Annotated in this window: 27 protein-coding genes and 3 pseudogenes; 10 read left to right on the top strand and 20 right to left on the bottom strand. The window is 68.9% G+C overall.

Annotated elements, in window-relative coordinates; genetic code table 11:
* Positions 1-16: 16 nt before the first annotated feature.
* Positions 17-433 carry a MerR family transcriptional regulator gene (locus ACYVO6_RS08705; protein ID WP_461058959.1) on the bottom strand — a complete coding sequence of 139 codons (417 nt, stop codon included), beginning with the start codon at positions 431-433 and terminating at the stop codon, positions 17-19.
* Positions 434-829: 396 nt separating this feature from the next.
* On the opposite strand from ACYVO6_RS08705, the gene ACYVO6_RS08700 reads away from it, so the two are divergent.
* Complete coding sequence (locus ACYVO6_RS08700; protein WP_461058957.1) at positions 830-2,350, top strand: SulP family inorganic anion transporter; 1,521 nt, start codon at positions 830-832, stop codon at positions 2,348-2,350.
* A gap of 77 nt (positions 2,351-2,427) precedes the next feature.
* On the opposite strand, the gene ACYVO6_RS08695 is transcribed toward ACYVO6_RS08700, so the two are convergent.
* Positions 2,428-2,952, bottom strand: a complete 525-nt coding sequence (locus ACYVO6_RS08695) for an SDR family NAD(P)-dependent oxidoreductase (RefSeq protein ID WP_461058955.1) — start codon at positions 2,950-2,952, stop codon at positions 2,428-2,430.
* A 3-nt stretch (positions 2,953-2,955) separates the two neighbouring features.
* On the opposite strand from ACYVO6_RS08695, the pseudogene ACYVO6_RS08690 reads away from it, so the two are divergent.
* Positions 2,956-3,066, top strand: a pseudogene (locus ACYVO6_RS08690) (VapC toxin family PIN domain ribonuclease); the annotation flags it as partial.
* Positions 3,067-3,199: 133 nt separating this feature from the next.
* On the opposite strand, the gene ACYVO6_RS08685 reads toward ACYVO6_RS08690, so the two are convergent.
* From ACYVO6_RS08685 to ACYVO6_RS08640, 10 genes are all read right to left on the bottom strand, one after another.
* Entirely contained in the window at positions 3,200-3,466 is a 267-nt protein-coding gene (locus ACYVO6_RS08685; protein ID WP_461058953.1) for a hypothetical protein, read from the bottom strand.
* A 77-nt stretch (positions 3,467-3,543) separates the two neighbouring features.
* The gene (locus ACYVO6_RS08680; protein WP_461058951.1) at positions 3,544-3,804 is read right to left on the bottom strand and encodes a hypothetical protein; all 261 of its coding nucleotides are present in this window, start codon (positions 3,802-3,804) and stop codon (positions 3,544-3,546) included.
* A 438-nt stretch (positions 3,805-4,242) separates the two neighbouring features.
* Positions 4,243-5,298, bottom strand: coding sequence for a fatty acid desaturase family protein (locus ACYVO6_RS08675; protein ID WP_461058949.1), 1,056 nt, complete (start codon positions 5,296-5,298; stop codon positions 4,243-4,245).
* Between the two features lie 86 nt (positions 5,299-5,384).
* Positions 5,385-6,479: a ferredoxin reductase gene (locus ACYVO6_RS08670; RefSeq protein WP_461058947.1), complete on the bottom strand. Its 1,095-nt coding sequence runs from the start codon at positions 6,477-6,479 to the stop codon at positions 5,385-5,387.
* A gap of 636 nt (positions 6,480-7,115) precedes the next feature.
* Positions 7,116-7,727, bottom strand: coding sequence for a GNAT family N-acetyltransferase (locus ACYVO6_RS08665; RefSeq protein ID WP_461058945.1), 612 nt, complete (start codon positions 7,725-7,727; stop codon positions 7,116-7,118).
* Between the two features lie 133 nt (positions 7,728-7,860).
* Positions 7,861-8,292 carry a DUF5994 family protein gene (locus ACYVO6_RS08660; protein WP_461058943.1) on the bottom strand — a complete coding sequence of 144 codons (432 nt, stop codon included), beginning with the start codon at positions 8,290-8,292 and terminating at the stop codon, positions 7,861-7,863.
* A gap of 255 nt (positions 8,293-8,547) precedes the next feature.
* A complete protein-coding gene (locus ACYVO6_RS08655; RefSeq protein WP_461058941.1) occupies positions 8,548-9,147 on the bottom strand; it encodes a DUF5994 family protein in 600 nt (199 codons plus the stop codon).
* Between the two features lie 217 nt (positions 9,148-9,364).
* The gene (locus ACYVO6_RS08650; RefSeq protein ID WP_461059371.1) at positions 9,365-9,538 is read right to left on the bottom strand and encodes a hypothetical protein; all 174 of its coding nucleotides are present in this window, start codon (positions 9,536-9,538) and stop codon (positions 9,365-9,367) included.
* 40 nt (positions 9,539-9,578) lie between these two features.
* The gene (locus ACYVO6_RS08645) at positions 9,579-9,935 is read right to left on the bottom strand and encodes a PRC-barrel domain-containing protein (RefSeq protein ID WP_461058939.1); all 357 of its coding nucleotides are present in this window, start codon (positions 9,933-9,935) and stop codon (positions 9,579-9,581) included.
* A 194-nt stretch (positions 9,936-10,129) separates the two neighbouring features.
* Positions 10,130-10,402, bottom strand: a complete 273-nt coding sequence (locus ACYVO6_RS08640; RefSeq protein ID WP_461058936.1) for a hypothetical protein — start codon at positions 10,400-10,402, stop codon at positions 10,130-10,132.
* Positions 10,403-10,675: 273 nt separating this feature from the next.
* Here ACYVO6_RS08640 and ACYVO6_RS08635 point away from each other — a divergent pair, with 273 nt between their 5' ends.
* The 3 genes and pseudogenes from ACYVO6_RS08635 (at position 10,676) to ACYVO6_RS08625 (ending at position 12,128) form a co-directional block, all read left to right on the top strand.
* Positions 10,676-11,173, top strand: a complete 498-nt coding sequence (locus ACYVO6_RS08635; RefSeq protein ID WP_461058934.1) for a DUF5994 family protein — start codon at positions 10,676-10,678, stop codon at positions 11,171-11,173.
* Positions 11,174-11,524: 351 nt separating this feature from the next.
* Positions 11,525-11,674, top strand: a pseudogene (locus ACYVO6_RS08630) (acyl-CoA desaturase); the annotation flags it as partial.
* A 52-nt stretch (positions 11,675-11,726) separates the two neighbouring features.
* Positions 11,727-12,128, top strand: a complete 402-nt coding sequence (locus ACYVO6_RS08625; protein ID WP_461058932.1) for a DUF5994 family protein — start codon at positions 11,727-11,729, stop codon at positions 12,126-12,128.
* Positions 12,129-12,459: 331 nt separating this feature from the next.
* Here ACYVO6_RS08625 and ACYVO6_RS08620 read toward each other — a convergent pair whose 3' ends face one another.
* The 3 genes from ACYVO6_RS08620 to ACYVO6_RS08610 form a co-directional block, all read right to left on the bottom strand.
* On the bottom strand, positions 12,460-12,864 hold the full coding sequence (locus ACYVO6_RS08620; RefSeq protein ID WP_461059345.1) for a DUF5994 family protein: 405 nt from the start codon (positions 12,862-12,864) through the stop codon (positions 12,460-12,462).
* Positions 12,865-13,270: 406 nt separating this feature from the next.
* A complete protein-coding gene (locus tag ACYVO6_RS08615; protein ID WP_461058930.1) occupies positions 13,271-13,531 on the bottom strand; it encodes a hypothetical protein in 261 nt (86 codons plus the stop codon).
* A 14-nt stretch (positions 13,532-13,545) separates the two neighbouring features.
* Positions 13,546-13,845, bottom strand: coding sequence for a hypothetical protein (locus ACYVO6_RS08610; protein ID WP_461058928.1), 300 nt, complete (start codon positions 13,843-13,845; stop codon positions 13,546-13,548).
* 452 nt (positions 13,846-14,297) lie between these two features.
* Here ACYVO6_RS08610 and ACYVO6_RS08605 point away from each other — a divergent pair, with 452 nt between their 5' ends.
* The 4 genes from ACYVO6_RS08605 to ACYVO6_RS08590 all read left to right on the top strand — a co-directional run bounded on the left by ACYVO6_RS08605 (position 14,298) and on the right by ACYVO6_RS08590 (position 20,911).
* Positions 14,298-14,435 (top strand): hypothetical protein, encoded by a 138-nt coding sequence (locus tag ACYVO6_RS08605; RefSeq protein WP_461058926.1) that lies wholly within the window; start codon positions 14,298-14,300, stop codon positions 14,433-14,435.
* A gap of 195 nt (positions 14,436-14,630) precedes the next feature.
* Entirely contained in the window at positions 14,631-19,097 is a 4,467-nt protein-coding gene (locus ACYVO6_RS08600; RefSeq protein WP_461058924.1) for a CHAT domain-containing protein, read from the top strand.
* 35 nt (positions 19,098-19,132) lie between these two features.
* Entirely contained in the window at positions 19,133-19,855 is a 723-nt protein-coding gene (locus ACYVO6_RS08595) for a hypothetical protein (protein WP_461058922.1), read from the top strand.
* Positions 19,856-19,870: 15 nt separating this feature from the next.
* On the top strand, positions 19,871-20,911 hold the full coding sequence (locus tag ACYVO6_RS08590) for a hypothetical protein (protein ID WP_461058920.1): 1,041 nt from the start codon (positions 19,871-19,873) through the stop codon (positions 20,909-20,911).
* 39 nt (positions 20,912-20,950) lie between these two features.
* Here the strand turns inward: ACYVO6_RS08590 and ACYVO6_RS08585 are convergent.
* The 4 genes and pseudogenes from ACYVO6_RS08585 to ACYVO6_RS08570 form a co-directional block, all read right to left on the bottom strand.
* Positions 20,951-21,130, bottom strand: a pseudogene (locus tag ACYVO6_RS08585) (helix-turn-helix domain-containing protein); the annotation flags it as partial.
* A 78-nt stretch (positions 21,131-21,208) separates the two neighbouring features.
* Complete coding sequence (locus tag ACYVO6_RS08580) at positions 21,209-21,430, bottom strand: hypothetical protein (RefSeq protein ID WP_461058918.1); 222 nt, start codon at positions 21,428-21,430, stop codon at positions 21,209-21,211.
* A gap of 316 nt (positions 21,431-21,746) precedes the next feature.
* The gene (locus tag ACYVO6_RS08575) at positions 21,747-22,085 is read right to left on the bottom strand and encodes a hypothetical protein (RefSeq protein ID WP_461059343.1); all 339 of its coding nucleotides are present in this window, start codon (positions 22,083-22,085) and stop codon (positions 21,747-21,749) included.
* Between the two features lie 159 nt (positions 22,086-22,244).
* Positions 22,245-22,703, bottom strand: coding sequence for a helix-turn-helix domain-containing protein (locus ACYVO6_RS08570; protein WP_461058916.1), 459 nt, complete (start codon positions 22,701-22,703; stop codon positions 22,245-22,247).
* A 664-nt stretch (positions 22,704-23,367) separates the two neighbouring features.
* On the opposite strand from ACYVO6_RS08570, the gene ACYVO6_RS08565 reads away from it, so the two are divergent.
* Positions 23,368-24,207, top strand: a complete 840-nt coding sequence (locus tag ACYVO6_RS08565; protein ID WP_461058914.1) for a poly-gamma-glutamate hydrolase family protein — start codon at positions 23,368-23,370, stop codon at positions 24,205-24,207.
* A gap of 78 nt (positions 24,208-24,285) precedes the next feature.
* Here ACYVO6_RS08565 and ACYVO6_RS08560 read toward each other — a convergent pair whose 3' ends face one another.
* Entirely contained in the window at positions 24,286-24,729 is a 444-nt protein-coding gene (locus ACYVO6_RS08560; protein WP_461059341.1) for a GNAT family N-acetyltransferase, read from the bottom strand.
* Between the last annotated feature and the right edge of the window lie 170 nt (positions 24,730-24,899).

Raw genomic sequence — 24,899 nt, 5'->3', positions numbered from 1 at the left:
TCGCGACCAGAGCGGCTCAGGTGCCCGAGTGGGCGTCCGCCTGAAGCCGCCGGCGCAGGGTGGAGGCGAAGTCCTCGGCCATCTCCAGGCGGGCCCGCAGGGTCTCGCAGCGGGCGTCGGCCACCTTCCGGTAGGAGTCCAGCCGTTCCCGCAGGCGCTGCAGCTCCTCGCCGACGGGCGGGTTCTCGACGACGGCGAGCCTGTCGGTGATGTCCAGCAGGTCGCGCATCTCCTCCAGGGAGAAGTCCAGCGGCTTCATCCGGCGGATCACCATCAGCCGCTCGACGTCGGACTCCGTGTACAGCCGGAAGCCGCCCTTGCTGCGGGCCGAGGGGATCACCAGGCCCACTTCCTCGTAGTGCCGGATGGTGCGCAGCGACAAACCGGTCCGTTCGGCCACCTCACCGATCTGCATCTGCCGCTGATCCGTCATCGCCTCATGATCCCCTTCGTTGTTTCCTTCGAGTTTCGAATCCGAAAAGCACTACCGCTTGCGTGAGATGAATCACAGGATCTTGATAGGCGTTTACCTGCGTTTCACATGCCGACCGTCGCACTCTGCCCTCACGTCAGGGTAGAGTCTCTACCTGTTCGCCGCTGCCGTCGAGAGGACGGCACCAGTGAACCGCCATGGCGCGGGCCCCGATGGCATCCGAAGACTTCCGGGCCATGATGCCCGACCGGCAGCCGGACGGCTGTCACACAGATCGGCTGGGCCCCGCTGAAGTGGCCGGGCCGCCGAGGGACTCCGCCCCTCCTGTGCGCGGAGTCGTGTACGACGCGGACGTGTCCCCACCGGTGACGCGTGCGCCTGAACAGAAACGGTTGCATGTCCTCACCGCTGCCCGCAGCCCCCAAGTTCCGCGCCCGCTTTTCAAAGAACACAGTCAAACCCGACTGGCTCGACTCCCCGAAGGTCCTGCGCACCGAGGTGCTGGCCGGCCTGGTCGTCGCCCTGGCCCTGATCCCCGAGGCGATCTCCTTCTCGATCATCGCCGGGGTCGACCCGGCGGTCGGCCTCTTCGCCTCCTTCACCATGGCCGTCGTCATCTCGGTCGTCGGCGGCCGCAAGGCCATGATCTCCGCCGCGACCGGCGCGATCGCCCTGGTCATCGCCCCGCTCAACCGGGAGCACGGGCTCGGCTACCTCATCGCGGCCGTCATCCTCGGCGGTGTCTTCCAGATGATCCTGGGCGCGCTCGGTGTGGCCAAGCTCATGCGGTTCGTGCCGCGCAGCGTCATGGTCGGCTTCGTCAACGCCCTGGCCATCCTCATCTTCATGGCGCAGGTGCCGGAGCTGCACGACGTGCCGTGGATGGTCTACCCGCTGGTCATCGGCGGCTTGGCGCTGATGGTGTTCTTCCCGAAGGTCACCACGGTCGTCCCGGCCCCGCTGGTCTCCATCATCATCCTGACCGTGATCACCGTGGCGGCCGGGATCGCCGTGCCGACCGTCGGCGACAAGGGCGCACTGCCGTCCTCCCTCCCCGTGCCGGGCCTGCCCGACGTGCCCTTCACGATGGACACACTGACCACCATCGCCCCGTACGCGTTCGCCATGGCGCTGGTCGGCCTGATGGAGTCGCTGATGACGGCCAAGCTGGTCGACGACATCACCGACACCCATTCCAACAAGACCCGCGAGTCCCTCGGTCAGGGCGTTGCCAACATCGTCACCGGCTTCTTCGGCGGCATGGGCGGCTGCGCCATGATCGGCCAGACCATGATCAACGTACGGGTCTCCGGGGCCCGCACCCGCCTGTCGACGTTCCTGGCCGGTTCCTTCCTGATGGTGCTCTGCATCGTCTTCGGGCCGATCGTCTCCGACATCCCCATGGCGGCCCTGGTGGCCGTCATGATCATGGTCTCGGTGGCCACCTTCGACTGGCACTCCATCGCCCCGAAGACCGTCAAGCGGATGCCGCTCGGTGAGATGACTGTCATGGTCATCACGGTCGCCTGCGTGGTCGCCACCCACAACCTCGCCATCGGCGTCGTAGCGGGCTGCATCACCGCCATGGTGATCTTCGCCAAGCGCGTCGCGCACATGGTCAACGTCTCCGGTGTCGTCGACCCCGACGGCAACCAGGTCGTCTACGCGGTCACCGGCGAGCTGTTCTTCGCCTCCTCCAACGACCTCGTCTACCAGTTCAACTACAAGGACGACCCGGACGACGTGGTCATCGACCTGTCCGACGCCCACATCTGGGACGCCTCCACGGTGGCCGCCCTGGACGCGATCGAGACCAAGTACGCCCAGCGTGGCAAGAAGGTCACGATCGTCGGCCTGAACAAACCCAGCGCCGACATGCACGGGCGCCTCGCCGGCCAGCTGACCGGCAGTCACTGACCGGACCGGCCGCCCTTCCCCGAACACGGACGTAGCGGGGGAGGACGGTCGTCATCGTGCTCTGCGGTCGGTCTTGGTCAAGTGAGTTCCAGGCCGCCGTCGATGGTGAGGATTTGGCCGGTGAGCCAGGTCGTGGCCGGATCGGCCAAGCGCAGGATCCAGGTGGCGACCTCGTCGGGCTCGCCACGGCGGCCGAGGGGGATGCGGGTGGTCTCCTCCCGCTTGATCTGTTCGACGGTCGTCTCAGGCAGCCCGGCGGCGGTGAGCGCCTGGCTTTCGGTGGGGCCGGGGGCCAGTGCGTTGACGCGGATGCCGTCGGTGGCCAGTTCCACTGCCCAGCTGCGGGTGAGCTGTTCCAGCGCGGCCTTGGAGGCGGCGTAGTGCGCGGCGCCGGGCATCGGTCGGTGGCCGTAAGTGCTGGAGACGTTCACGATCGAGCCCTTGGTCCGGCGCAGGTGCGGCAGGGCGGCGTGGGCGAGCAGGCTGGGTGCGGTGACATTGAGGCCGAACAACGCCGCAATGCCGTCGGGGGTGGTCTCACCCAGCGGCATCAGCTTGGTGGCGCCGGCGTTGTTGACCACCACGTCCAAGCGCCCCCACACGGGGCCTCCGGCTGCGACACGGACGCGATCCGCACACTCGACCGCCGCGACTTCCGCGCCGTATGCCCGTTGGGCCGCCACAAGGCATTCCGGCTGCTGCCCGACGACCTCCCCTCTGAGGCGAGGTTCCCCGCGCCGAAGCGTCCGCTGCCAAAGGGACTTGGCTTCTGCTGCTACTGCGGCGTGCGAAATCGCCGTTGGTGCCATTGAGCGGGCGGCCGTGACGGCAGGATGCTTTCCCTGTGTTTCAGTCGAGTTCTTCCTGCTCTTCCATGAACCGAATGCCCTCATGGGTCAGCGAGACGGTCGCGGGTGTCTTGTGCGATGTCCAGTCGACGGTGATCAGGCCCTCGCCGGCCAGGTAGGCACAGGCTGCGGACAGGTCCTCGTCGGGTATACGAAGCTTGTCGCGGAGTGTGGCTCCGCTGACCTCCGGGCGATTGCGTTCGACGGCCTCATACACAGAATTCATGACCCTCTTCCGGTAGGTCTTGCGTTCACGCAGTGTCGCCATGGCTGTTGTTCTCCGGGTGCTGGCTGGCGGTGCGGGCGCGGATGTGCGGCTGGGCTTCTGTGGCCTTCACTGTCCTGTCACACTTCGTCCGAATATTGGTGGTCCTCGAAGGACGACTGGCTGGTTGCCAGCCAGGACCGTGCAGGCTCCGCGGCGTGCGTCGTGTCGACGGTGAGATGGAGACGGGTTGCGCCCTCGCCGCCAGCGGGGTAGCTGCGCTGCTCGGTCGAGGAGAAGCAGCGGTGGAGCACTTCGGCGACGCGACGAGCGGCCTCCGGCGTCGCCGCGATGATACGGACCTCGGCGCGGTCCGCGGAGGGCAAGGGCTCATGATCCATGGCGTACCTCCTGCAGGGCGGCGCGCTGAGGATGAACGAGGTCGCCGCTTCAGACGTCTGGGGTCGAAGCGCAGCGCAGCGCTTTCACATACGCCCCCTCCTGCAGCGTATGCCCGGTCCTGTGGTCCCTGCCCACCGAACCGGGCACTGGCGTCACGGTGATACCCGGGGGGACCGACGCTCGCCGGCACGTGGAGTAACGTCGTAGGGACCGATCCTGGATCTCCGGCCCGGCGCAGACTGGACGGGCTGTGCGGCTGAGGCGGTCGGCCCGCGCCGCGGCGCCGCGCACGCCCATCCAGGGACCCTCCTCGTCCTGTGCTCCCCGGTCGCCCCGATCGAGCACCCATGTCCGCAACAGGCCTGCGTTGAGACTCGGCAGGACTGCCACCGTGACCGTCAGCTACGTGCGTCGGCGAACCGGCTGGTACGGGGGTGTTACGGGAGCGCCATGCGCCAGATACGCGCCCAGGTGGAGGCGTACTGCCGCAGCAGCGGGCCAGTGGTGTAGGGGATGCCGTATTTCTCGCACAGCTTGCGCACCTGGGGAGCGATCTCGGCGTAGCGGTTGCTGGGCAGGTCGGGGAAGAGATGGTGCTCGATCTGGTGGCTGAGGTTGCCGGTGAGGATGTGCAGGAGAGGGCCGCCGTCGATGTTCGCCGAACCGAGTGCCTGCCGTACGTACCACTCGCCGCGCGACTCGCCCTCGATCTGGTCCTCGGTGAAGGATTCCGCACCGGCGGGGAAGTGGCCGCAGAAGATCACGGTGTGCGCCCAGATGTTGCGGCTGACGTTGGCGGTGAGGTTGCCGAGCAGGCAGGGCAGGGCGGACGGGCCGGCCAGCAGCGGGAAGAGGACGTAGTCCTTGGCGAACTGCCGCGCCCCCTTGCGGGCCATCCCGGCGAGGTCGCCCAGGAACGCGCGCACGGACTTGCGGCCCTGGACGACGGTCTCGGGCTCCAGGTCGTACAGCGCGATGGCCCACTCGAAGACCGGTGCCAGCAGCGGCCCGCCGTACAGCGGTTGGAGGAGATGGACGGGGCGCCAGGGCTGGTCCTGGCTCATCCGCATGGCCACGTAGCCGAGGTCGCGGTCGCGTCCCACCACGTTGGTCCAGGTGTGGTGCAGGTCGTTGTGGGTGTGCTTCCAGGCGGCGGCCGGGGTGGGGAAGTCCCACTCCCAGGTGGTGGAGTGGATCGCCGGATCCCGCATCCAGTCCCACTGACCGTGCAGGATGTTGTGGCCCAGCTCCATGTTCTCCAGGATCTTGGCGGTGGTGAGCATCGCCGTCCCGGCCATCCAGGCGGGCGGCAGCAGGGAAACCGCCAGTGAGGCCCGGCCGCCGGCCTCCAGGGCGCGGTGCACGGTGATGAGGGTACGGATGTAGCGGGCGTCCTCGGCGCCGCGCTCGGCCAGCACCTCGGCGCGGATGCGGTCCAGTTCCTGCCCGAAGGCGTCGGCTTCGGACGGCGCAAGAGTAAGCGCAGCGGCCACTGGTTCTCCCTTCCTAAAGGCTCGAGGCCCGACAGGCATCGAGGCTCGACAGATGGTCTTTACAGGTCTATGTGCGCGGGTGGTCTCTACAGGTCGAGGTGCACGGGGCCGCAGGCGGCCGACACGCAGGTCTGGATCACATCGCCCGGTTCGCCGTGTACGTCGCCGGTCCGCAGGTCGCGGACCCGGCCGGCGGACAGCGGGCTGAGGCAGCTGCGGCAGATGCCTATACGGCAGCCGCTGGGCATGACGACACCCGCCGCCTCACCGACATTCAGCAAGGACGTGGCCGGGCCGGCGTCTGTCTCGACACCGCTGCGGGTGAAGCGCACCCGCCCGCCGTGCCCGCCCGATCCCCTGCCGGGCACGGCCGGTGACGGCGGCCGGAACCGTTCCAGGTGCAGCCGGTGCCGGGCATCCGCGTCGCGCCAGGCCCGCTCGGCGAACGCGAGCAGCCCTTCCGGCCCGCAGGCCCAGCTCTCGCGCTTCTCCCAGCCAGGGCACAGAGCGCCCAGGCGTACCCGATCCAGCCGCCCTTCTTGGCGGGTGTGGTGTTCATGCAGCGTCAACCAGCTTTCGCGGGTGGCCATCGCACGCAGTTCACCGCCGAAGACGACCCGGTCGGCGTCCGGCGCGCTGTGCACCAGCACGGTGTCCGGACGGTGGCCCGTGCGCCTGGCGAGCGCGCGCAGCATGGCCACCACGGGAGTGATGCCGATACCGCCGGTCAGGAACAGCAGGCGCGGAGGCGGCGGGCCGGGCAGCACGAAATCCCCCTGGACAGGACCGAGGCGCAGTCTCTCCCCGAGCCGGACCCGGCGGGCCAGGTGCGGGGACACCCGCCCGTCCGGGACTGCCCGTACGGTGATCGCGAAACGCCCGGAGCCGTCCGGCGGGGTCGTGATCGAGTACGTCCGCCAGTGCAGTGCGCCGTCGATGTCCACTCCCACCGGCACGTACTGCCCGGCCGCGCGATGCCCCGACCAGCCGCGCCCTGCCCGCACCACGAGCGTCGTCGCGTCCGCCGTCTCCGCCCGTACCAGCTCCACCCGGCCCGCCGGCCACCTGGCCGACCACAGGGGATCGACGACGGCCAGAAAGTCGTCAGGCAGCAACGGGGTGGTCAGCCGCCCGGCGCCCTGCCAGACGGGCCGCGCCAGATGCCGGAGCACACCGACCATTCCGCCTCTCCGTTCCTCGTCACTCTCCGACCACCTACGCTCACGCAGCCGTGGACGATCGGCAAGCCGGGTTGCTCCTTCCCCGACGGGCATGACCCTGGCGAGCCGGCGGCTGATCCGCCCGCACTGACGACGACCTCGCGGCGCCGGTGTGGACACGTATGCAACGCGATGCGCATCCCGGCCACGGCTTGCCAAGCCCTCGTCCTCGGCATGTCCGACCGCCGGCCGGTCGGCGGTACCTGCGGTTCCGGTGTCCGATCCCCGGCATGGCGTCGTTGCGGCCAAGGTCCGCGATCCATGCGTCATGCCAGTGCTGAGCCGGCGGATCAGGGCGATTCCGGCAGGGCGACCGGGACGCGATCATGGCGAGGATCACCGCCACGGTGAGCGGTCTGAGTGGTCCTCAACTTCCTCGGCCCGAGGGCAAGGGCCCCGTCGGGTGTGCCCAGCGCGGACTTACCGCGCTCTGCGCGGCGGCCCGGCGGCCACTCGACATCGAACCCGAGGGCGCGGGCGATTCCGTCCGCCCAGCCCTGGCCGAGGCGCCGGCCGAGCTAGTCGTACGGACACCGACCGCTCGCCTCGGTGAGGAGCGCTGTTGGGTGGGGCCTCGCCTCCCGGGACGCCGCGGGATCATCGCAGCGGCCTGCGGATCCACACATCCCGGGCAGCCGTCTCCCGGTCGGCACCAGCACCGGCACCGTAATCCGAACCGGAACCAACGTCTGAAGCGATTCGAGGGCCGAGTTCGCCGAGTTTCGACCATCCCCAGGCGCGCAAGGTCTCCTCCGCCGCGGTCTTGCGGCCGCCTTCGCCGGGCCGGTCCACGGCCGCGACGACCAGATCGGCGTCGAGGCGGGCCAGTAACCGCTCGCCGAGGCGGGTCGCGATGCCGCGGCGCCGTTGGGACGGCAGCACCATCAGTTCGGCCAGCAGGAAGGTCCGGCCCGAGGCCGTGAGTTCCTCGATCTCCGTCGGCAGCTCGTCCCGGAAGCCCGACCACCACTCGCCGGTACGAGCCACGCGGAACCCGTAGGCGCAGCCGACCAAGCCCGCCGCGTCGGCGACCACCATGTCGAAGTCGGTGCGTTGCACATCCTGCTCGAACCGGTTCAGAAAGCTCTGGCGGTCACGGTATTCGGCACCCGCGGCACCGCGGTACGCCGTGACGTGGACGTCCGCGACGACGTCCCGCTGCTGCTCGGCCTGCCAACGGGACAGTCTGCGCAAGTACACGTCTGTCATACGAGCCTCTCCCGGCCGTGGGACGAACATCCCCGGATTCGGCATGGTGACAGCAGGAGCCGACGAGGTAAACCGGGCGTCAGGACAGGGGGGTCGACCGAGTGTCGGGATCAGGAGTGTGACGCCCTGCCGCTTACGCCTTGGCGCTGTTGCCGCAGACGGCTCGGCAGGGCACCGCCCTCGTACTCCCACCCTTCTTCACAGCTCCGTTCGTACGCGTCGTCGTGCTCGGCGGCGGTCCGGTGGTCCTCGGCGGCTCGCGGTGCCGCGGGTCGGTGGCCGCGGCGATGAACCGGGCGGCCGAGGCGGCATCGGTGGCCGGCGGGATCACCAGGAGGTCCCGGTGACCGACGCCGTAGGAGAACAGCCGGGTCTTGAACGGGTCCAGTCCGGTCACGAACCAGGCGGCCTTCACCGTGTGGCCGGTCGCCGGCAGCAGGAGCGGGGCTCCGGGCCAGGAACGGCGGCTGCCCGCGATGCGAGTTACACGGCCGCGCGTGGAGTCGAACAGATCGGTGAGCGAGGGGAGTTCGCCCGCCTCAGGCTGAGCCGGGCGGCGGGACAAGGATGCGGGGACGGCCCTTTCTCGGAGGAGGTGGCTCACTTCCGAGTACGGCGCCACGCCCGCAGTCGCCACAGTTCGCCGGTCGCGGTGCGTGTTTCCGCGGCCCGCCGCGGACCCTTGCCCTTCGGCCGGGAACGGCCAGGGGCAAGGTCGCGATGCGATCGTCGTGGCTCGTCGTGAAGAGCTGAATCGCGAGCGCGCCCAGGGCGATCATCGCCAGGATCACGACCACCGTCGCGAAGGTATCCATGCTTCTCACCTTCCTTGCGCCGGAGCCGACATGTGGTCGATGGCTGCCCCGACCGGGCCCCGAGACGCCGTGCGGGGGGCTTCATGCCCGCCTTCGGAGTCCCAGACCCGTTCCCGGGCCACATCCCAGTCGGCCTGCGCCGCGATCCGGAAGAGCTCGGCCTCCCGGATCAGGCCGCTCGCGGTGAGAGATCGCGACGGATCACTGGCAGCGGTCATCAGCCGGGCAGCTGTGGCCGCACTCGTCTCCGGCGGGATCACCAGCAGATCCCAGCGGCCGGCGGTGTAGGAGAGCAGCAGCAGCTTGTGCGGGTCCTGCTCGGCCTTGAACCAGCCGACCCGCACCACATGCCCGTGGACGGGCACTTTCCGTGGGACGACCGGCCAGAACGTGGGGTTCACCGTGACACGGGTGATCCGCCCCCACAGCGGGTCGAGTACTGCGATGAGCGCCGGGAGTTCCGTCGTCAGGTCGCGGGAGCGTGGCCACCACGCACCGTCGATCAGGGAGGGAGCGGTGCCGGCCGGCGCCAGCATGAGGCGGAGCGGCAACGAAGAGGAGGCCCGGTCCTCGACCGCCTGCTTGTCCAACATGGTTGCGGTCATGACGCGAACCCTGCCCTGGGCTGGTCTGAGCCGGCCCGGCGTCGTGAATCAGCCGAGAACGACACAGGCATCGAAGCCGGTGTACGAAGTGCTCTCGGTAAGTCCAGGCTACTCCTGGCCGGTGCCCGACGGACCGTTGTGAGGACACCGGCTACCGTCGCGAGGACACCTGCCAGTCGTGAGGACCTGCCGAAGAGCTCAGGCACCGCCGCCGTCGTCAGCGGACGGGACGCCGCCCGGCGCGCCGGAACCCTCGCACCGCGACGACGGCCACAGCGACCACGAAGAGCACGATGCCGATGACCAGCAGATAGCCCAGACCGTCCGCTGCCGAGCCGATGATTCCCAGTACGACAGCCACAAGGACGAGCAGCAGGAAGAGCACCATCACCCGAACCACCTCCTCGTACTGCGTGCTACGTGTTGGACGGTCAGCGGCGTGCGAGCTTGCGTTCGCCGTTGGCGCCCGGCTGGTACGCCATGCCGTAATGCCGGAAGATCGCTTCTTCCTGCTCGGCGGGCAGTACGTCGTCCGTCCCGATCGATGGGGCGTTCCGTACCTGTCCCTTGGTGTAGGAGACCTTGACGTAGTCCGGCCCGAGGACTGCCTCGTCGAGGGGGACGAAGACCAGCCGCTGGCGGGTGGGAAGCCCGGTCCTGACGGTGGCCACGGCCGGTTCGTCGGTGGTCGTGTCCACATAGACGGCTTCGAGCATGCCGATCTTGTGCTGCTTCGGGTCGACCACGTCATGGTTGCGCCACTCGCGGATGTCGGCTGAACGGATCATGTCCTGCTCCCTGCCTGCGCGCCACCGGTTGTGCAACGGCCCCGGCGTATACACACCGGGGCCGCCCTTCCGGGCCATTGCACGTGAGAGTGCGCCGACCTACTTGTCATAGTATGACCGAAACGCCCTTCTGGCATAGGCGGTTTCGGGCAATTCGGCCCCTGGCTCCGGTGTCCTGAAGTGGCACTGTCGCGTCAGTCGCGCTCCTCCTCATCGGCCTCCATGAGCCGAATCCCCTGATGCGTCAGCGTGACCATCGCGGGTGCATTTCCCCGGGTCCAGTCGGCCGTGATAAGCCCTTCGCCCACCAAATATGTGCAGGCCGCGGCCAGATCCTGCTCGGGGATCCCCAAGTCGTCACGCAGCTTCGCCCCGGTGACGCCAAGGAGGCGATTGCCTTCCGTGGCCTCGTACAGGGTTTTCATGATCGCTTCGCGGTAGTTCTTCCGCTCGTGCAGTGTTGCCATGATTGCCGCCACTCGTGCCGAGCACCGACGAAAAGTCAGCTGGGGTACGAGGAACTCCTGGTGTTCACTGTACTCCGGGCCGGGCTCCGAGCACCTGCGTTGACCAGCGGTTTTCTCGGGTACCGGAGCATTGGGCGGCAGCGCTTGGGCGAGCTTCGTCGTGGCCGGTGCGGAGTATCGTGGACCCAGGAAGCGTCTCTGCTTCCCCGGCGGTGACGCCGACATCGCTCCAGGCGGTCGGCGAGCCGCCGAAGCCGCAGACAGGCGATGACGATGCCCGACCCCGACCCGTCACGTGAGGCGAAGCTCCTGCCGGACGCGATTCACCAGGCCGTCCGGCCCGGGACAGCCATCCTGCGGCTGCAGACGACACACGAACGTACGGGAATCCTCGACGGTGCGTGGTGGCCACGGTCCCGCGACATCGGCGCCGAGCTTCCCGGCCTGATCGCCGCGCTGACCGAACACCTCGGGCCTGTCACGCGCGTCGGCCTGGACTCCAGCGCCTGGGAAGAACTGCCGACGCGGTTGATCATCGACGATCGTGTCGTGCACATCGACTCCTCTCCGGTCGGCGACGACACCGTCCTCGTCAGCCGGGGCGATCGAGATCTCTTCTCCCTGCTTGTGGTACCGCCGCACGCGACACCCGACGCGGCGCGCGACGCGATGGCCAGGGCCGTCCGCGCCGACAACCTCACACAGGCGGCGCAGATCCTCATCGACACCGGTACCGGTCGAGTGCTCCCGATCGCCACGGAAGCCCCATAGCCCGGCCAGGATCACCACGACCCGTATGCCGTGTGCGGCGCCCGGTGATGCGGTGCGAGACGCCCGGCGATCGGCCGCGCGAGCCGGGTCCGCCTCCTTTCGCGGCAGGCAGGAGTACGGTGGAGCAAGCGAGGCCCCTTCGTATGCCGGTGCCATGCCGGTTTCGGCCTCGCGGTTCCACGACAGCGGGTGCTCGCGCTCGAGGCAGGTTCCGCCCCCATGACCGCCGAAGCCCTTCCGTTGCCCGACGGGCCGTCGGCCGAGGTCCGATTCGTCTCCCCGTACCCGGAAGTGACACGACAAGCCGCCGATGCGCTCCGCTGGTTCTTCGCCTTCGACGAAGACAGCAGCTACCGGGCGGGCCCCACCAGCGCCCGCCATGGCGTGGACCGCGGCCAGATCGACCCCTCCGCTGCCGTCATCCGCCTCCTCGAACGCCTCGGCTGGGTGTACGACGTGCGCTGGCCGGCACCGGACCGCGTCGCCGCCCGCCGCGTGTGAACCCGGCCTTCCCCTTTTCTCGCGTTTCTCATGGCAGTTGACAGGAGCCTTCATGACGACCGCACTGCAGCCCCCGCTTCCCTCGTACCCCCTCCTCCGTCTGCGTCTCGCACCCCGCGCCGGCATGCCGCGCCGCATCGACGGAGTGTGGTGGCCCCGCTCGTACGACCTGCTGGTGGAACTCCCGCGGCTGCTCGCCGGGTTGCCGCAGGCCTGGGGACACATCAGCAGTGTCACGGTCAACGGGGCGACGTGGTCCGCGACCCCCGGCCGGATGCTCGTCTTCAACCAGGTCGTGCGCCTGCGCAGGTCCACCACTATGTCCGCCCCGGACACGGTCTGCCTCCTTGCCCCCAGCCGGGGGCGCTGGGACCTGCTGGTCGTACCGCCCGACACCCCGCCCGATACGGCCGAGCCGCTCATGGCCGCTGCCGTGGGCGACGACACCATCTGATCGTGAGCGGTGCGCGGGGAGTGCCGTCCGTATGGCGAAGCTGCGCGATGGGCCTCGCCCACCCTGGCCAGCTGTGGTTGCCTGAGACAGCACCGGTCGCTGCTGGTCATCCTTGCTGAGACGGAGCACCATACGGCAGCTTCACCCGCCAGGGTCGTCCCAACAGCCCGTTCTGCGGCGGTGGGGCGTAATCGGGCCCGGCCGCCGTCCGGTTGTCGCGCCGGGGGCCGGAGTGCGGCAACGATCAGGATCACGGTCACATCCCTGTGATCAGTCGCCTCGGCCCGGTCGGGGTGGCCGGGTAACACGAGGAAGTGCCCTCCCTGCCCTCTCACGCCTCCTCAGGAACCTGTGCCCGATAACCCGTCGGGCTGCCGTGGAGGGCTTGTTCCGCCGCCATGAGCTCGCTCGCGGTCATCGGAGGGCCGGAGCCGTCGCTTGCGGCGGCCATCAGTCGGGCGGCTGCCGGGGGGCTGACCTCCGGCGGTATCACCAGCAGGTTCCACCGGCCGGCGGTGTAGGACAGCAGCATGATCTTGTACGGGTCCAGCTCCCGCGCGAACCAACCGACCTTCACCACATGACCGTTGACGGGCACCTTGCGCGGGATGACCGGCCAGTACTGAGGGTTGACGGCGATCCGGGTGATCCGTCCCCACAGAGGATCCAGCACGTCGGCCAGAGCGGAGAGTTCGCCTGGCAGGTCCCGGGAGCGGGGCCACCAGGCGCCGTCCAGGCCCCGTCAGGACGTGCTCATGGGCTTCAGCGCGAGGCGGGTGCTCGGAACCCTGAAGGGCACCATCCGCAGCGGGGCAAGGTCGGTGGTCGCGGGCATCGCGCGAACCCGTCTCCAGACCGCTGTCACAGGCTCGGCCCGGTGTCGTCACTCGCCGAGAACGACACCGACGTGGAGGCCGGTGTGCGAAATACTCTTGATGCCTCCACGCTACTCCGCTGGGACGTCGAACGGGCCCCGGTGAGGCGCGGGTTGTGAACACTGCCCTGCACACCTCTGATGAGTGCCGCCACCCTCCGCGGGAGCAGAGAAAGAGTGCCGCGAACCGACCAGGAGACCAAGGGACGACCCGAAGTCCAAGGAGGCAGGACTACGGGGCCATGCCGACCTCGATGAGGAGAACGCTTCAGACCTCGTCCGTCTGCTTGCGGTCATCCTCCGAGGACTGACTGGTCACCAGCCAGGACCGGGCCGGCTCCGCCGGGCGGGTGGTGTCCACGGTGAGGTGGAGACGGGTCCCGCCCTCGCTGCCCGCCGGGTAGCTGCGCTGCTCGACGGAGGCGAAGCAACGACGGAGAACCTCCGCAACCGTACGGGAGACTTCGGGGGACGCGGCCACGATGCGTACTTCGGCGTGCCCGGCAGGGGGGACTTCCAGTGGTTCCATGGTGATCTCGTCCTTCAAAACGACGTGACGATGGGCATAAGTCCGTCGCGCACACCCCACCGCCTCCAGCGAGAAGGAAGCCCTACATCATTGGCCGTCCCCGTCGCGGGGTTCGCGGTGAGTGGTGCCGCCGGGAGATCCTGCAGGCCCACCGACTGCCGGGTCTTCCGGCTTCGTCGGCCGATCCCCGGCAGGACATCACTGTAGTGGGATGCCGCGATCCTTTGGTTGTGCCTGACGTTCAAGCCATGGATCAGCAGCACGCCCAGCATGATCATGGCCATGATCGCGGCTACGGTGACGACGATCTCCACGTCCTCACATCCCTTCGGCGGAGCTCAGGGGGCCCGATACCCTGGCGCCTCAATGCCCGAATCCGAGCCCGTAGGCCCTCCGAAAGGGCACTTCACCTCGACTCTGGGCACGCAGGGCACGCCCCCCAAATTGGCCTAGACAACAAACAAACCCCAGGTCGCTGACCTGGGGTTTCATCGCAGAGCGGGTGACGAGAATCGAACTCGCGCTCTCAGCTTGAAGCTACGGCGCTTGCGTAGCCGAATAACCTCTGACCTGGGTGGATGTCGTCCTGCCGACGTGGTTGTGCGGCCTGCTCGCACCGTTGTTGACCGTGGTTGTCCGCTTTTACGGGCACGGACAGGGCACGGCCACGGTTTGTGTCGTACCGCAGCACGGTCATGCTTGCGGAGAGGTTAATCGGACGCGAGTCAAGCGACGTGCTCACGGATGATGTTGCACGCGTAATGCGGTGACATGTGAACAGCGGCTGCAGATCGACGCCCCGCACGGTGTCGTCGATGTCGTGACCGACTACGCGAGTCCGGGTTCCGCGTCGACCGCGCACACCACGAAGAGTGAGTCCTGCGCGGACAACCCGTCCGCCTAGCGGCCAGACCCGTTACGGCGTGCGGGTGCTGTATTCAGTGTGAGCAAGCCAACTCGGTCGTAGGGACGGGTAATTGCCCAGTTTTAGCGCTTGCGCTGTTCACGGATGGCAATATGCGCGGCAACGGCGGGACCGCACAGACGGGCGCAACGGGTGTACACGTTTCTCAAGACTCTGGCCAGCACATGGGCGGGCATGGTCCGGTTACCCGGCCTGGCCGAGGAGGGCCTCTCGGCCGCCAGAGGCTGGGTCGCCGAGCTCACGCTGCTGGACAGCCCGGCGGCGGTGCACGAACGCGTTCGTCGTACGCATCCGGGTTTACGTGTGACAGGGACGCTCGCTCTGCTGCACAGCGTGCGGGACGGCATGGCTCGGGGGGACGAGACCGGACCGCCGGTCCAGGGGGCCGGGGAGCTGCTCCTCACCGTCCTTGCGACCTCCGACGGCGAGAAGGGCTGGAGGGCGGCGCAGGGCATAGTGCACGGATGGGACCTGTTCAAGGCGCATGGGCACTTCATTGTCGGAGCCGCACAGCCCCCGACGGCGCGATGGCAGGCCCACCGCGCATATCGGCTGGCCGCCGACGAATACGCCGCCGGCCGCTCCGGCCGAGCCCGGGGTCTCGCGGTCCTCGCCTCGTTCGCTGCCGCCGTCGCCGGAAGTGACGCCGGCGGGACGAAAGACGTCAGGCCGGCCTTCGACCGACTGGCCGAAGTGGAGCCCGAGGCCGCGGCAGAGCTCGAGCGGGCTTTGGCGGAGACCGGGAAGATTCTGGGAGCGGGGCGCGCGAGCGCTGTACGGAAGCACTCGGCGCGCACGGACACGGCCGATCGTGAGGATGTGGTCGGAGGCTCGGCCGCGGGTCCGCCGGGGAGAACCACTCTGGAGAGGGCTGAGCACCTCCAGAAGGAGGCTCTGCGGCTGGCCGACAGCCTCGAACGGGCCGTCGAGAGGGCCCGCGAGGCCGACCGACTGCTGGCCGGGCTCGACAGGCCGCCCACCGCGATGACGGCGCTCGTGGGCGAGCTGACCCGGCGCGAAGCGTGGCGGGACGCCCTGCGGGTGCTGGACGATCAGCACCGTGCTGCCCCGCAGGACAAGGAGATAGTCCACCGCATGGCCCGGTGCCACGCACAACTCGGCGACTGGCCCAAGGCCAGGGAGCTGCTGACGGAGCTGATGGGATACCGCGCCGGCAAGCGCGTGGGCATCCAGCACATGGCCACCCTCCAGGTGTTGTGCGACCTGGCGGTCGCCCTCGGCCACGACCACGGTCCCGAATGGGAGAAGTGGGTCAAGGAGTTGGAGGTGGGCGTTCCGTTCACCGCCATGTTCGAGGGTGGCCCCGAGCGAAGGACACCGCGTAAACCACGCACGGCCGTGCACATGGAACGGCGCGGAGCCGACGGGTATCTCGGCTTCAACCCCGGAGTCGACTTCAGGGCCCTGTCGGAGAAGGAGCACCAGGCCCACCTCATGGCGGCCATCGCCGCCTGGTTGCCCGAACGAGAACGTGCCGGCCTGCTCCGGGACTTTGCCAAGCGTGACCCGGACGGGACCGCCGAAGTGGCGTCCCTGGCGAAGCGGAACGTGGCCGAGGAACACTTCCGCAGGGGCGAACGGCACTTCGAGGCGGGCAGGCTCGACCAGGCGCAGCGGGAGTACGAGACGGCCATCGAGCAGGACCCCGATCACGCGGATGCCTGGTGCTGTCTGGGTGTCGTTCTCCGTTACCGCGGGCAGCACCACCTCGCCCAGGCGCACAGCGAGGAGTCCCTGGCCATCGAGCCCACTGCCCACGGGCACGGGCTGCTCGCCCAATGCCTGCTGAGCACCGGGGCGGGACCGCGGCGGGCCCGGGAGCAGTTTGCGAAGGCCCTTGAACTCGATCCGGCCGAGGGACTGATACGGGAGGCGCTGGCCAAGCTCGACGAGCAGCAACCGGCCTGGCCGTTCAGCCGCCCGGGCAGTCTTGACGCCACCCCGGACCGCCAGGACTACATACTCGGCCTGGCGATGTTCCTCGGCCCCGTCGCACCCGTCGACCCGTCCCGTCGGCCCTCGGCCCCGCCCCCGGACCTGGCCGGATGCGGGGACGCCCTGCTGGCCGCGGTCCGGAACAACGAGCCAGGAGGCTTCGTTCACGTCGCCGACGACGAACTGCGTGCGGCCGCCTGGATCGCCGCGGCCGACCCGCACCGCCTCGTCAGGGCGACCCTGCAGGCGTATTTCATCGCGGAGCACTATCGACACAAGGACCGGGACGTCGACCGCTGGAAGCTCTGGACCCAGCGGATGCTGCGGCTCGCCCAGGCCCTGCCCGAGGACCTCGCCCCGCACCCGAGCCGGCTCGGCCTCGGCCGTGACCGGCTGCTCGCCTACGCCTTCTCCGCGGTCGCCGACGTCCGGATCGCCGACCACCAGTTGCCGGAGGCGCAGGCGTGTCTGCAGCGGGCCCGGGACCTGCTGCTCGCGGACGAGGCCGAGCGTCGCAGGACCGGTGAGGGCGTGGCCGAGTACGACCGGCTGTTCGCCCCGCGCAGCGTCCTCGCCTCAATGCTGCGCCGGCTCGCGACGGTGTGCCGACGGCTGGGTGACCGGATGGCCGCGCTGACCTACGCCCACGAGGCACAACGCGCGCAAGAGGACCGGCCCACGACCCGCACGGAGGTCGAGAAGTACGTCGCCGCGGGGCGCCGCGCCCTGCGGCAGGGCAAGTCGGACTTCGGCATGGGCGCGTTCCAGGAAGCCGTGCGCCTCGCGGAGGACGAGAACCCCCATCTCATCGTGCCCGTCACGCAGATCAACGCGATCGTCGCGCTGGGCCGGGCGCGGCATGTCATGGGGATGCACCGCAGCGCACTGGCGTGCTTCGCGCGGGCCCGGCAGCTGGAGGAGCAGACCGGCATGTCCCGCCGGGCGACCGGCTGCCATCTGGACATCGCCCGTGTGCTCCGCGCCCGCCCCGACATCGCCGAGGCCCTGGGCGGCGACGCACGGCACCACGCGGAGCAGGAGCTTCTCCTCGCGAGCGTGCGTGACGAGACCGGCGCCGGGGGCGGGGACCCGCTGTGCTGGACGGCGTCGGACGGCGTCCGGTACCGAGTGACCAAGGCCGAGGAGGCCGGGCCGGCGCTGCTGGAACTCGCCGGGCTGCTCGAGGAGTCGGGCGAGGACGACACCGCCGTACGTCTGCTGATGATGGTCACGCACGTCGCCGACCTGCTGCGGGCGAACGCGGCCGACGCCGATCAGCGGATCGCGATCCAGAACGAACAGATTGGATCCTTCGCCGAGTTGACCCGCATTCACTTCCGTCGCGCCGACGGTGACGGGGACGCGGACGCGTTCCGGCAGGCCTGGGCCGCCCACGAGGCGATGCGGGCCAGGACGTTCCTCGACGCGCTGGGCGAGGCCGAACTCACCATGCCCACCGACGTGCCGGCCGGGCTCGTACGACGCGAGGCGGCGCTGCTCGCCCGGCGCGCGGGCCTGCGTGCCTGGACGGGCGAGCGCAGCCCGGAGTTCTGGGAGTCGTACCGCGAAGTCCAGGGTGAGCTCGACGACATCTGGGCGGCCATACGGCAGGAGGCCCCGGCTGCCGCGGCCTACGTCGAGGTACGGCAGGGCCGGCCGGCCGACCCGGACCACATCGCGAAAACCCTGAGGATTCTGGCGAACGGCCGGACCGTAGTGCTGGCGAGCCTGGTACTGCTCGACGACAGGAGGCTGGGCGTGATCGCGCTGCGCTCCGACGGCTCCAGCCCACGGATCCGCAGCCTGCCGACCGATGTGGGGGAACTGGCCCGATTTGTACGGCAGAACTTCGGTGCCAGTGACCGGGTACGGCCGCTGGCGGCCGACATGGAGGACCTCTTCCAGCACCAACTGGCCCCCGTCGCCGACCTGTTGGCTTCGGTCTCCGATCCGGAGGACGTGCTGCTCGTCTGTCCGACCGGCTTCCTGCACCACGTTCCGCTGGGGGCGGTCAACACCGGCGGGCGGACCTTGCTGGAGCGCAACCCGGTGAGCCTGCTGCCCAGCGGCTCCTTCCTGCGGGTGGTGGGGTCCGCGCGCTCCGGCTCCGCCGACCGCCACGCCGAGGTCTTCGGCGACCCGACCGGTGATCTGCACGGCACGCGTGCGGAGGCGCTGCGTCTCGCCGCGGAGTTCGGTGTCCGGCCCGTGCTGGGGCGGGACGCGACTGTGAGCGCCGTCCTCGACGCGCTCACCCGGACCTCGGTTCTGCACGTCGCCGGGCACGCCCGCTTCGACGCCACTGACCCGCTGGACTCCGGTCTTGTCCTCGCCGACGGGCTGCTCACCGCGCGGGACATCATCCAGCTCAGGGCGCCGGACCTGTCCCTCGTGACGCTGTCGGCCTGCGAGACGGGAGTGAGCGCGACCGACGACGCCGACGAACTCGCCGGTCTCACCCGCGCGTTGCTCTTCGCCGGTGCGGACTCCATGCTCGTCAGCCTGTGGAAGGTGCCGGACGGCCCCACGGCCGAGATCATGGGAGCCTTCTACGACGGCATCGGCCGACGCGGCCTGAGCAGAACCGACGCGTTGCGCGAAGCCGTCCTGACGGCCCGGGAGAACAACGGCCGTAACCGCTTCGACCGTTGGGCGGGATTCCAACTGATCGGCGACTGGCGCTGACAGCGCCGTACGGGGAAGAGCACGGAGTAGACAGAGTGAAGTTGACGGACAACGAATTCCAGCAAAGCGTCGACCTGGAATTCGAGATCGATCCGGACGCATGGGACCCCGAACTCGCCACGCGCGCAGATCCGGGCGGGACGCGGCCACCCGCGGTCCTCAGCGACGAGGAGCTGAGGATCTTGCGGCGCGGAAACCGCATCGCCATCGCACGCGGCACGGCGGAGACCGTGGAGAGCGCCGAGCTGCCGGTCGAGTCAGCCGCCTACCACGTACCGCTGCTGTTCATCCTGCACGCGCATCCGGAATGCACGTTCTCGTGGGGGCGCGTCCAGGTCGACCTCGGCCTCACACCGGGCACCACCGTCATCGACATGTCGCCGCGCGAGGTGCAGGAACTGCCCATGGAAGTCGAGAGCCGCCGGGTCGTCGGTCTGTCCTTCAAGACCGTGGCGCGCGTCGCCGACCTGACCGCCCAGTCCGAGCAGGCGACGACGCGCACCGTGTACGTCCCCACCCTCACCACGTCCGGGGTGGGCTTCCGCAAGGCGTGCTGGGACTTTCATCCCCGGTCCGGCTATCTCCACACCGACCAGGAACTGCACCTCTTGGTGAGCGCGCCGGCCGCGACCCCGGTCCAGGCCGACCTCACCGTCCGGGTAAAGGCCTCGCTCCAGGGCCGGCCCGCCATCCCCCTGCTGGCCCGTGTGCGGGACATCCAGCGCCAGCTCCACCTGGCCGGACCCCAGATCGTCTGAGGACACGAGCGAGCAATGATCCCCTTCCCGCACGACCCTCTTGCCGCCCAGGCCCTGGAGAGCCTGGGAAGGCGGATGGACAACGTGTTTGATCCGGCACCCTGTCTCGCGCCCGAGGCCGACGACGAGATCGCCCTGGTCCTCACGGCGGCACGTGGCAGGCCTGAGGAGCTGCTGGTCGCCGTCATCGTGGCCGGGGTCCTCCACCTGCGGTTCGGGGCCCTCCCGGCAGCCGAGGGCCGGACGTCACTGGTGAGGGCCGTCGGGCTGCTCGTGCCCTACGCGCGCTGGGACCCCGAGGTGCGGCACCTGCTCAAGAGCGTCGCGCAGACGGCCCCCGAGCTGCTGCCGGCCGGCCTGCGTGAGGAACTACGCACCCCGGGCATGACCTTCGGCAGGTTCAAGGCCATGTGCGCCCGGGACATCATGAAGAAGTGCAAGCCGACGTCCGCCGACGCGCCGGAACTGCTGCACGCCATCGAGCTGTTCCGCCACTCTCTCGACGACCCCTCTGCGGCGCCCGCGGAACGCGCCGAGCGTCTCCACGACCTCTCCCTGGCCCTGGAGACCAGGGAGAAACTGCCCGGCGACCTGGCCGATCTGGAACCGGACATACGCGCCTGGCGGGACGCGGCGCAGTCCGCAAATCCCGGCACCCCCGAGCACGGTCTCTACCTCCACCGGCTGAGCGGCACTCTGGAGAGGCGCTTCCAGTCGCAAGGCCGCCAGGCCGACCTGGACGAGGCCGTGAGCACGGCCCGCGCTGCCTGCGCGGCCGTCGCCGACGGTCACAAGTACCTTCCGATGTTCCAGAACAATCTCAGCCGCTACCTGTGTCGCCGCCACCAGCGACTGGGCAGCCGAGCCGCAACCGTCGACCTGGACGAAGCGGTCACTGCCGCACGGGCAGCCGTCCGAAGCGCGGGGCCGAGCCACGATCTCCTGCGAACCTTTCGCTCAACCCTGACCAAGGCACTCCACGCCCGTTTCCAGGCCATTGGGGACTGGCGCGATCTGCGAGAGGCGATGGGACTCGATGCCTCGTCGCCGCGCTGAGCCACCAGCTGCGCAGCATCGAGGGCATCCGAAAGGGGGCTCCACCGCGTCCACGATCGAGCCCTTCGGCGCCCGCCGGTACTTCGGCGGATCGTCGCTGGCCACCGCCCGCCGCACGGTGTTCCGGGCAATCCCCAGATGCCGCGCGATTCCCTTGATCGACATGCCCTCCGCACGGTGCAGTCGCCGGATCTCGGCCCAGTCCTCCACACCGATCACCTCTTCCACCTGACTCCCATGGAGCCAGACTGATCACTTGATCCCGGAAGGGGTCACTTTTCATCGACCGATAGAGGGTCACGGTTCACGGAGCGTCGACACCCTCAGGATCGGGTTCCAGGCGAACCAGTTGAGAACCTCAGCGCCCAGTTCCCAGGGTGCGTTCAGCAGCGCCTTCTTTGTCATCTCCAAGTCTGCGGTGACGTCGTCCGGCGTCGGCCCGATGCGCTTCATCAGATCGCCGCGCTTGCGGAAGAACTCCTCGTCCTCGCCGCGCAGGCGACCGATCGCCGCCTTCACGCAGGCAGACCACCTCGTGCCCAGATAGCTTGCTGACGCTGGTAAAGCCATGCGGCTCCAGTGGAAGACGACGTTTCTGGCGAGGATGCCGCGTGTGCCAAGACCGAGCCGCCGGGTGCTTCCGGCGCGGCAAGAACCTGGCCGCAGTGCTGTATACCGGCCATCCATTTTGCCTGCGGGGTGAGCTGGTCCGCGTCCGCTCGGGCAGGAATCGGCCACCGCCCGCTGCACGCATGGGAGCGCAGTCAGGGCGTGATCGCAAGCGTTCGTAGGGCCGCCGCCGAGGCGACCAGGCCCTGCCGCTCCAGTCTGGTGATCACGTCCGCCACTGTGCCTGGCGGCTTCGCCAGCTGTCCGCGATCCTCTGCACCGCGCCGTAGACGACCTGCGGGGCCAGATCGATCTGTGCCTCCAGGAAGGAGTCCGGATGCACAGCTTCGACGTCCCAGGGAGCCAGGGCATCGGTCGGGAAGTCCTTCAGGTTGAAGGTGACGACGGCCTGTGCTTTGGCCCGGATCGCCGCGGCCAGTACGTGCCGGTCGTCCGGGTCTGGCAGTTCCACGGCATCGATCAGTGGTTCGTGTCCCTTGACCAGGCAGTCCCGGATTGCAGCGTTCATCAAGGCGCGGACGCGGTCGAGCTTCTCGGGCGGGATGTCCGGGCGGTTCTTGAGGATGTTACGGAATGTCTCGTCGAGGATCTGATCGGTTCACTTGGCTTGGACGAGGCCGCTCTGCGCGATTCGGATGAGGACGTCGCGCAGGGTGTTGGGGTAGAGGACGTTGGCTTCGTAGATGGCGACGAAGGCCATGTGCTAGATCATTCCCATTTCCTGGCCGAGCTGGGTGAGCTCGTCGGCGGCTTTGCGGCGACGCTGGTCGTCCTTGCGCATGTACTGAAGGAGCGAGGACGCGGTGATCCGCCGGTGTGTGCCGACGGTTCGGTACTCGATTTCTCCGGCCTCGAGCAGGCCGATGAGGAATGGCCGCGACACGTTGAGCATGTCCGCTGCCTGCTGTGTGGTGAGCTCGGCGTCGGACGGGACGATCGAGACGGCGCGGCCGGCCCCCAGGTGGGCCAGCATGCCGGCGAGCAGTTCCACGGCCTCGCGGGGTAGGGCGAGGGGCTCACGCTCTCCGTCCTCGACCGTCACGGTGATCTCTGCGAGGTCTTGGTGTGCCGCCAGGTAGCTGCGGACCTGTGCGAGCGCGTGAGCTGCAGCCGCGGCCTTCTCGGGTGGCAGCTTCACGGGCCGGATGTCTGTCTTGGTCATGGTGCGCCCCTGTCGGTGCGGGAGGCAGGCGTTGAGTCTGCGTATACCCATTATCCGAAACAATCGAAGTAAACGCAACAAGTGAAACAAGGTGATGGTTCGGGAGGCTGTCGAGCCCGCGGTACTCCGAACATCCGGCCCTCTTCGCCAAGGGAACGGCAAGCTACGGCGCTTGGGCGGGCTCTATGGTTCTGACCTGCGCAGATGCCTTCTCGCTGAGATGGTCGTGGTGCTGGATCGCACTGTTGTTGACCGTGGCTGTCCGCTCTCTTGGGCACGCTATGGGCACGACGCTGCCTAGAGGGGAGACCAGGGTGTCCGCGCGGTCCCGGCAGAGCCTGGGGCGGCACCGACTCGCAGGTCGGCCGAGTGGGTCCGTCGCGACTGCACACGGATACGCCTGTCTGTTCTCTTGCCCCCCGCTGCGAGGCCCGGCATCCACCGCCCTCCTTCCTCAGGTGAAGTCGTTGCCGATGCCATGCGCCGCGTCCTGACCTGAGCGGACGTGCGGCCGGGCGCGCATTGGGGCGGGGCTCGGACGGGGGCCTTGGGCCCCGTCCTGGGCTGCGCCGACGGCTCTGGGCCGATCATGCTTCGTGATCCAGGCCTGGAGCCCCACCGGAAGGAACTTGTGTGCGGCACCAGTTGTGGCGATCATGCGCCCATGACTTACGCGAACCGAAGATCGATCCTGGCCGCAGTCGCTGCCGCCGCCACGGCGGGACCGTTGATCCTGGAGTCCGTCTTCGCCACGGCCCATGCCGCCGACACCGCGGATCTGCACGGCTCCAACACCGAGTTGTACGCCGACCCCTCCCTCGTCGAGGGCACCGACTACGGACGCCGCTACCGCCGTCAACCGGTCTTCGACGACAGCCTGGCCACTGGCCAGTCGCTCACCAAGACCGTGGTCATCGCCCCGCACGGCGGTGGCATCGAGACCGGCACTTCCGAACTGTGCCTGGCCATCGCCGGGTACCACCCGGCGACCCTGGAGGTCACGCCGATCGGTGGGGCGGTTCACGACTACTGGATGTTCGAGGGGCTGCGCTCCAGCAACAACGCCGAGTTGCACGTCACCTCAACCCACTGCGACGACCGGATTGCGCGCTCGCTGTGCGCGGGCGCCCTCAACGCGGTCTCCCTGCACGGCTGTACCACGTCTCAGGCCAGCCTCCCGGACGGCACCCAGGCGGTGTTGGTCGGCGGGCTCAACACCACGCTGAAGCAATATCTGCTGGAGAGCCTCACAGCAGCTGGCGTCCAGGCCGAGGACGCCTCCGGCAGCGAGGGACTGGGCGGGGTGAACCCGGCCAACATCGTGAACCGCACACTGCTCGGCCAGGGCGCCCAACTGGAGATCACCACGCCGCTGCGTACCGCCATGTTCGGCACCAACACCCGGGCGGGCCGCAAGAACACCACGACGCAGATCTTCTGGGACGTCGTGCAGGCGGTCCGTCAGGCGGTGGGCAGGATCGAGGCCGAACAGACCGTCGCCTGAAGCCCCGCCCCGGTGGAGCTCCGACACACGCTCGCCTGTGGACGGCGCCCGCTGCGGCGCGGTGCCGGGGGCGCGCCGTCAATGCCCGCCAGCCCGACGTGCTGGCTGCCCAATGCCGCGAGCGCGCCCGCATCCGCAGCGAGAAGGGCATCCGCCGGGGCGGACGAAGGCGAAAACGGCGGGGAGCGAGAGGTGGCGAAATGCCAGGTCCAGGCACGCGCGGCCGGCCTCGCCGGCGATCCCATGGCCTTGGGCCCGTGGGTGCAGGGCGAAACCGAGGTCGACTCCGTGCTGGGCCCGATTACGCAGTCCCACCCGGCCGAGAAACGCGTGCGTCGCCGCATCCCTGACCGCAAAGTCGCCGTAGCCGTGTCTGCTCCAGTGGGCGACGTGGCCGTCGCACATGGCCTCGGCCGCGGATCGACTGTCCGCCCGGCCGGTCGCCAGCCATCGCATGACGCTGTCCTGACTGACCACGGCCTCAAAGAGATCGTCGCTGTCCCCGCGGCGGATCGGCTCCATCACAAGCCTCTGGGTGCGCAGAACGGGTCCACTTAACCGGGCCACTCAGCAACTCCTCTCGATCAAGGACTGAAGGAGCGTACCCGGCGACTCTCTGGAGCGATCGGGAGGCAACCGGTGAACCTATCCGGACAACGGCACTGGGCCTTCTCTTTCGGATCGTTCTCATG

Source organism: Streptomyces pseudoechinosporeus (assembly GCF_054783935.1).
This window is presented reverse-complemented; position numbering and strand designations above follow the sequence as displayed.

Bases quoted from the DNA above. Each gene is read 5' to 3' on its own strand.
- ACYVO6_RS08635 (WP_461058934.1), top strand. From the start codon at position 10,676: ATGCCCGACCCCGACCCGTCACGTGAGGCGAAGCTCCTGCCGGACGCG.
- ACYVO6_RS08615 (WP_461058930.1), bottom strand. From the start codon at position 13,531: ATGGAACCACTGGAAGTCCCCCCTGCCGGGCACGCCGAAGTACGCATC.
- ACYVO6_RS08570 (WP_461058916.1), bottom strand. From the start codon at position 22,703: ATGACCAAGACAGACATCCGGCCCGTGAAGCTGCCACCCGAGAAGGCC.
- ACYVO6_RS08680 (WP_461058951.1), bottom strand. From the start codon at position 3,804: ATGGATCATGAGCCCTTGCCCTCCGCGGACCGCGCCGAGGTCCGTATC.
- ACYVO6_RS08705 (WP_461058959.1), bottom strand. From the start codon at position 433: ATGACGGATCAGCGGCAGATGCAGATCGGTGAGGTGGCCGAACGGACC.
- ACYVO6_RS08560 (WP_461059341.1), bottom strand. From the start codon at position 24,729: ATGGAGCCGATCCGCCGCGGGGACAGCGACGATCTCTTTGAGGCCGTG.
- ACYVO6_RS08665 (WP_461058945.1), bottom strand. From the start codon at position 7,727: ATGACAGACGTGTACTTGCGCAGACTGTCCCGTTGGCAGGCCGAGCAG.
- ACYVO6_RS08590 (WP_461058920.1), top strand. From the start codon at position 19,871: ATGATCCCCTTCCCGCACGACCCTCTTGCCGCCCAGGCCCTGGAGAGC.
- ACYVO6_RS08565 (WP_461058914.1), top strand. From the start codon at position 23,368: ATGACTTACGCGAACCGAAGATCGATCCTGGCCGCAGTCGCTGCCGCC.
- ACYVO6_RS08685 (WP_461058953.1), bottom strand. From the start codon at position 3,466: ATGGCGACACTGCGTGAACGCAAGACCTACCGGAAGAGGGTCATGAAT.
- ACYVO6_RS08655 (WP_461058941.1), bottom strand. From the start codon at position 9,147: ATGACCGCAACCATGTTGGACAAGCAGGCGGTCGAGGACCGGGCCTCC.
- ACYVO6_RS08700 (WP_461058957.1), top strand. From the start codon at position 830: ATGTCCTCACCGCTGCCCGCAGCCCCCAAGTTCCGCGCCCGCTTTTCA.
- ACYVO6_RS08625 (WP_461058932.1), top strand. From the start codon at position 11,727: ATGACGACCGCACTGCAGCCCCCGCTTCCCTCGTACCCCCTCCTCCGT.
- ACYVO6_RS08600 (WP_461058924.1), top strand. From the start codon at position 14,631: ATGGTCCGGTTACCCGGCCTGGCCGAGGAGGGCCTCTCGGCCGCCAGA.
- ACYVO6_RS08645 (WP_461058939.1), bottom strand. From the start codon at position 9,935: ATGATCCGTTCAGCCGACATCCGCGAGTGGCGCAACCATGACGTGGTC.
- ACYVO6_RS08640 (WP_461058936.1), bottom strand. From the start codon at position 10,402: ATGGCAACACTGCACGAGCGGAAGAACTACCGCGAAGCGATCATGAAA.
- ACYVO6_RS08670 (WP_461058947.1), bottom strand. From the start codon at position 6,479: ATGGTCGGTGTGCTCCGGCATCTGGCGCGGCCCGTCTGGCAGGGCGCC.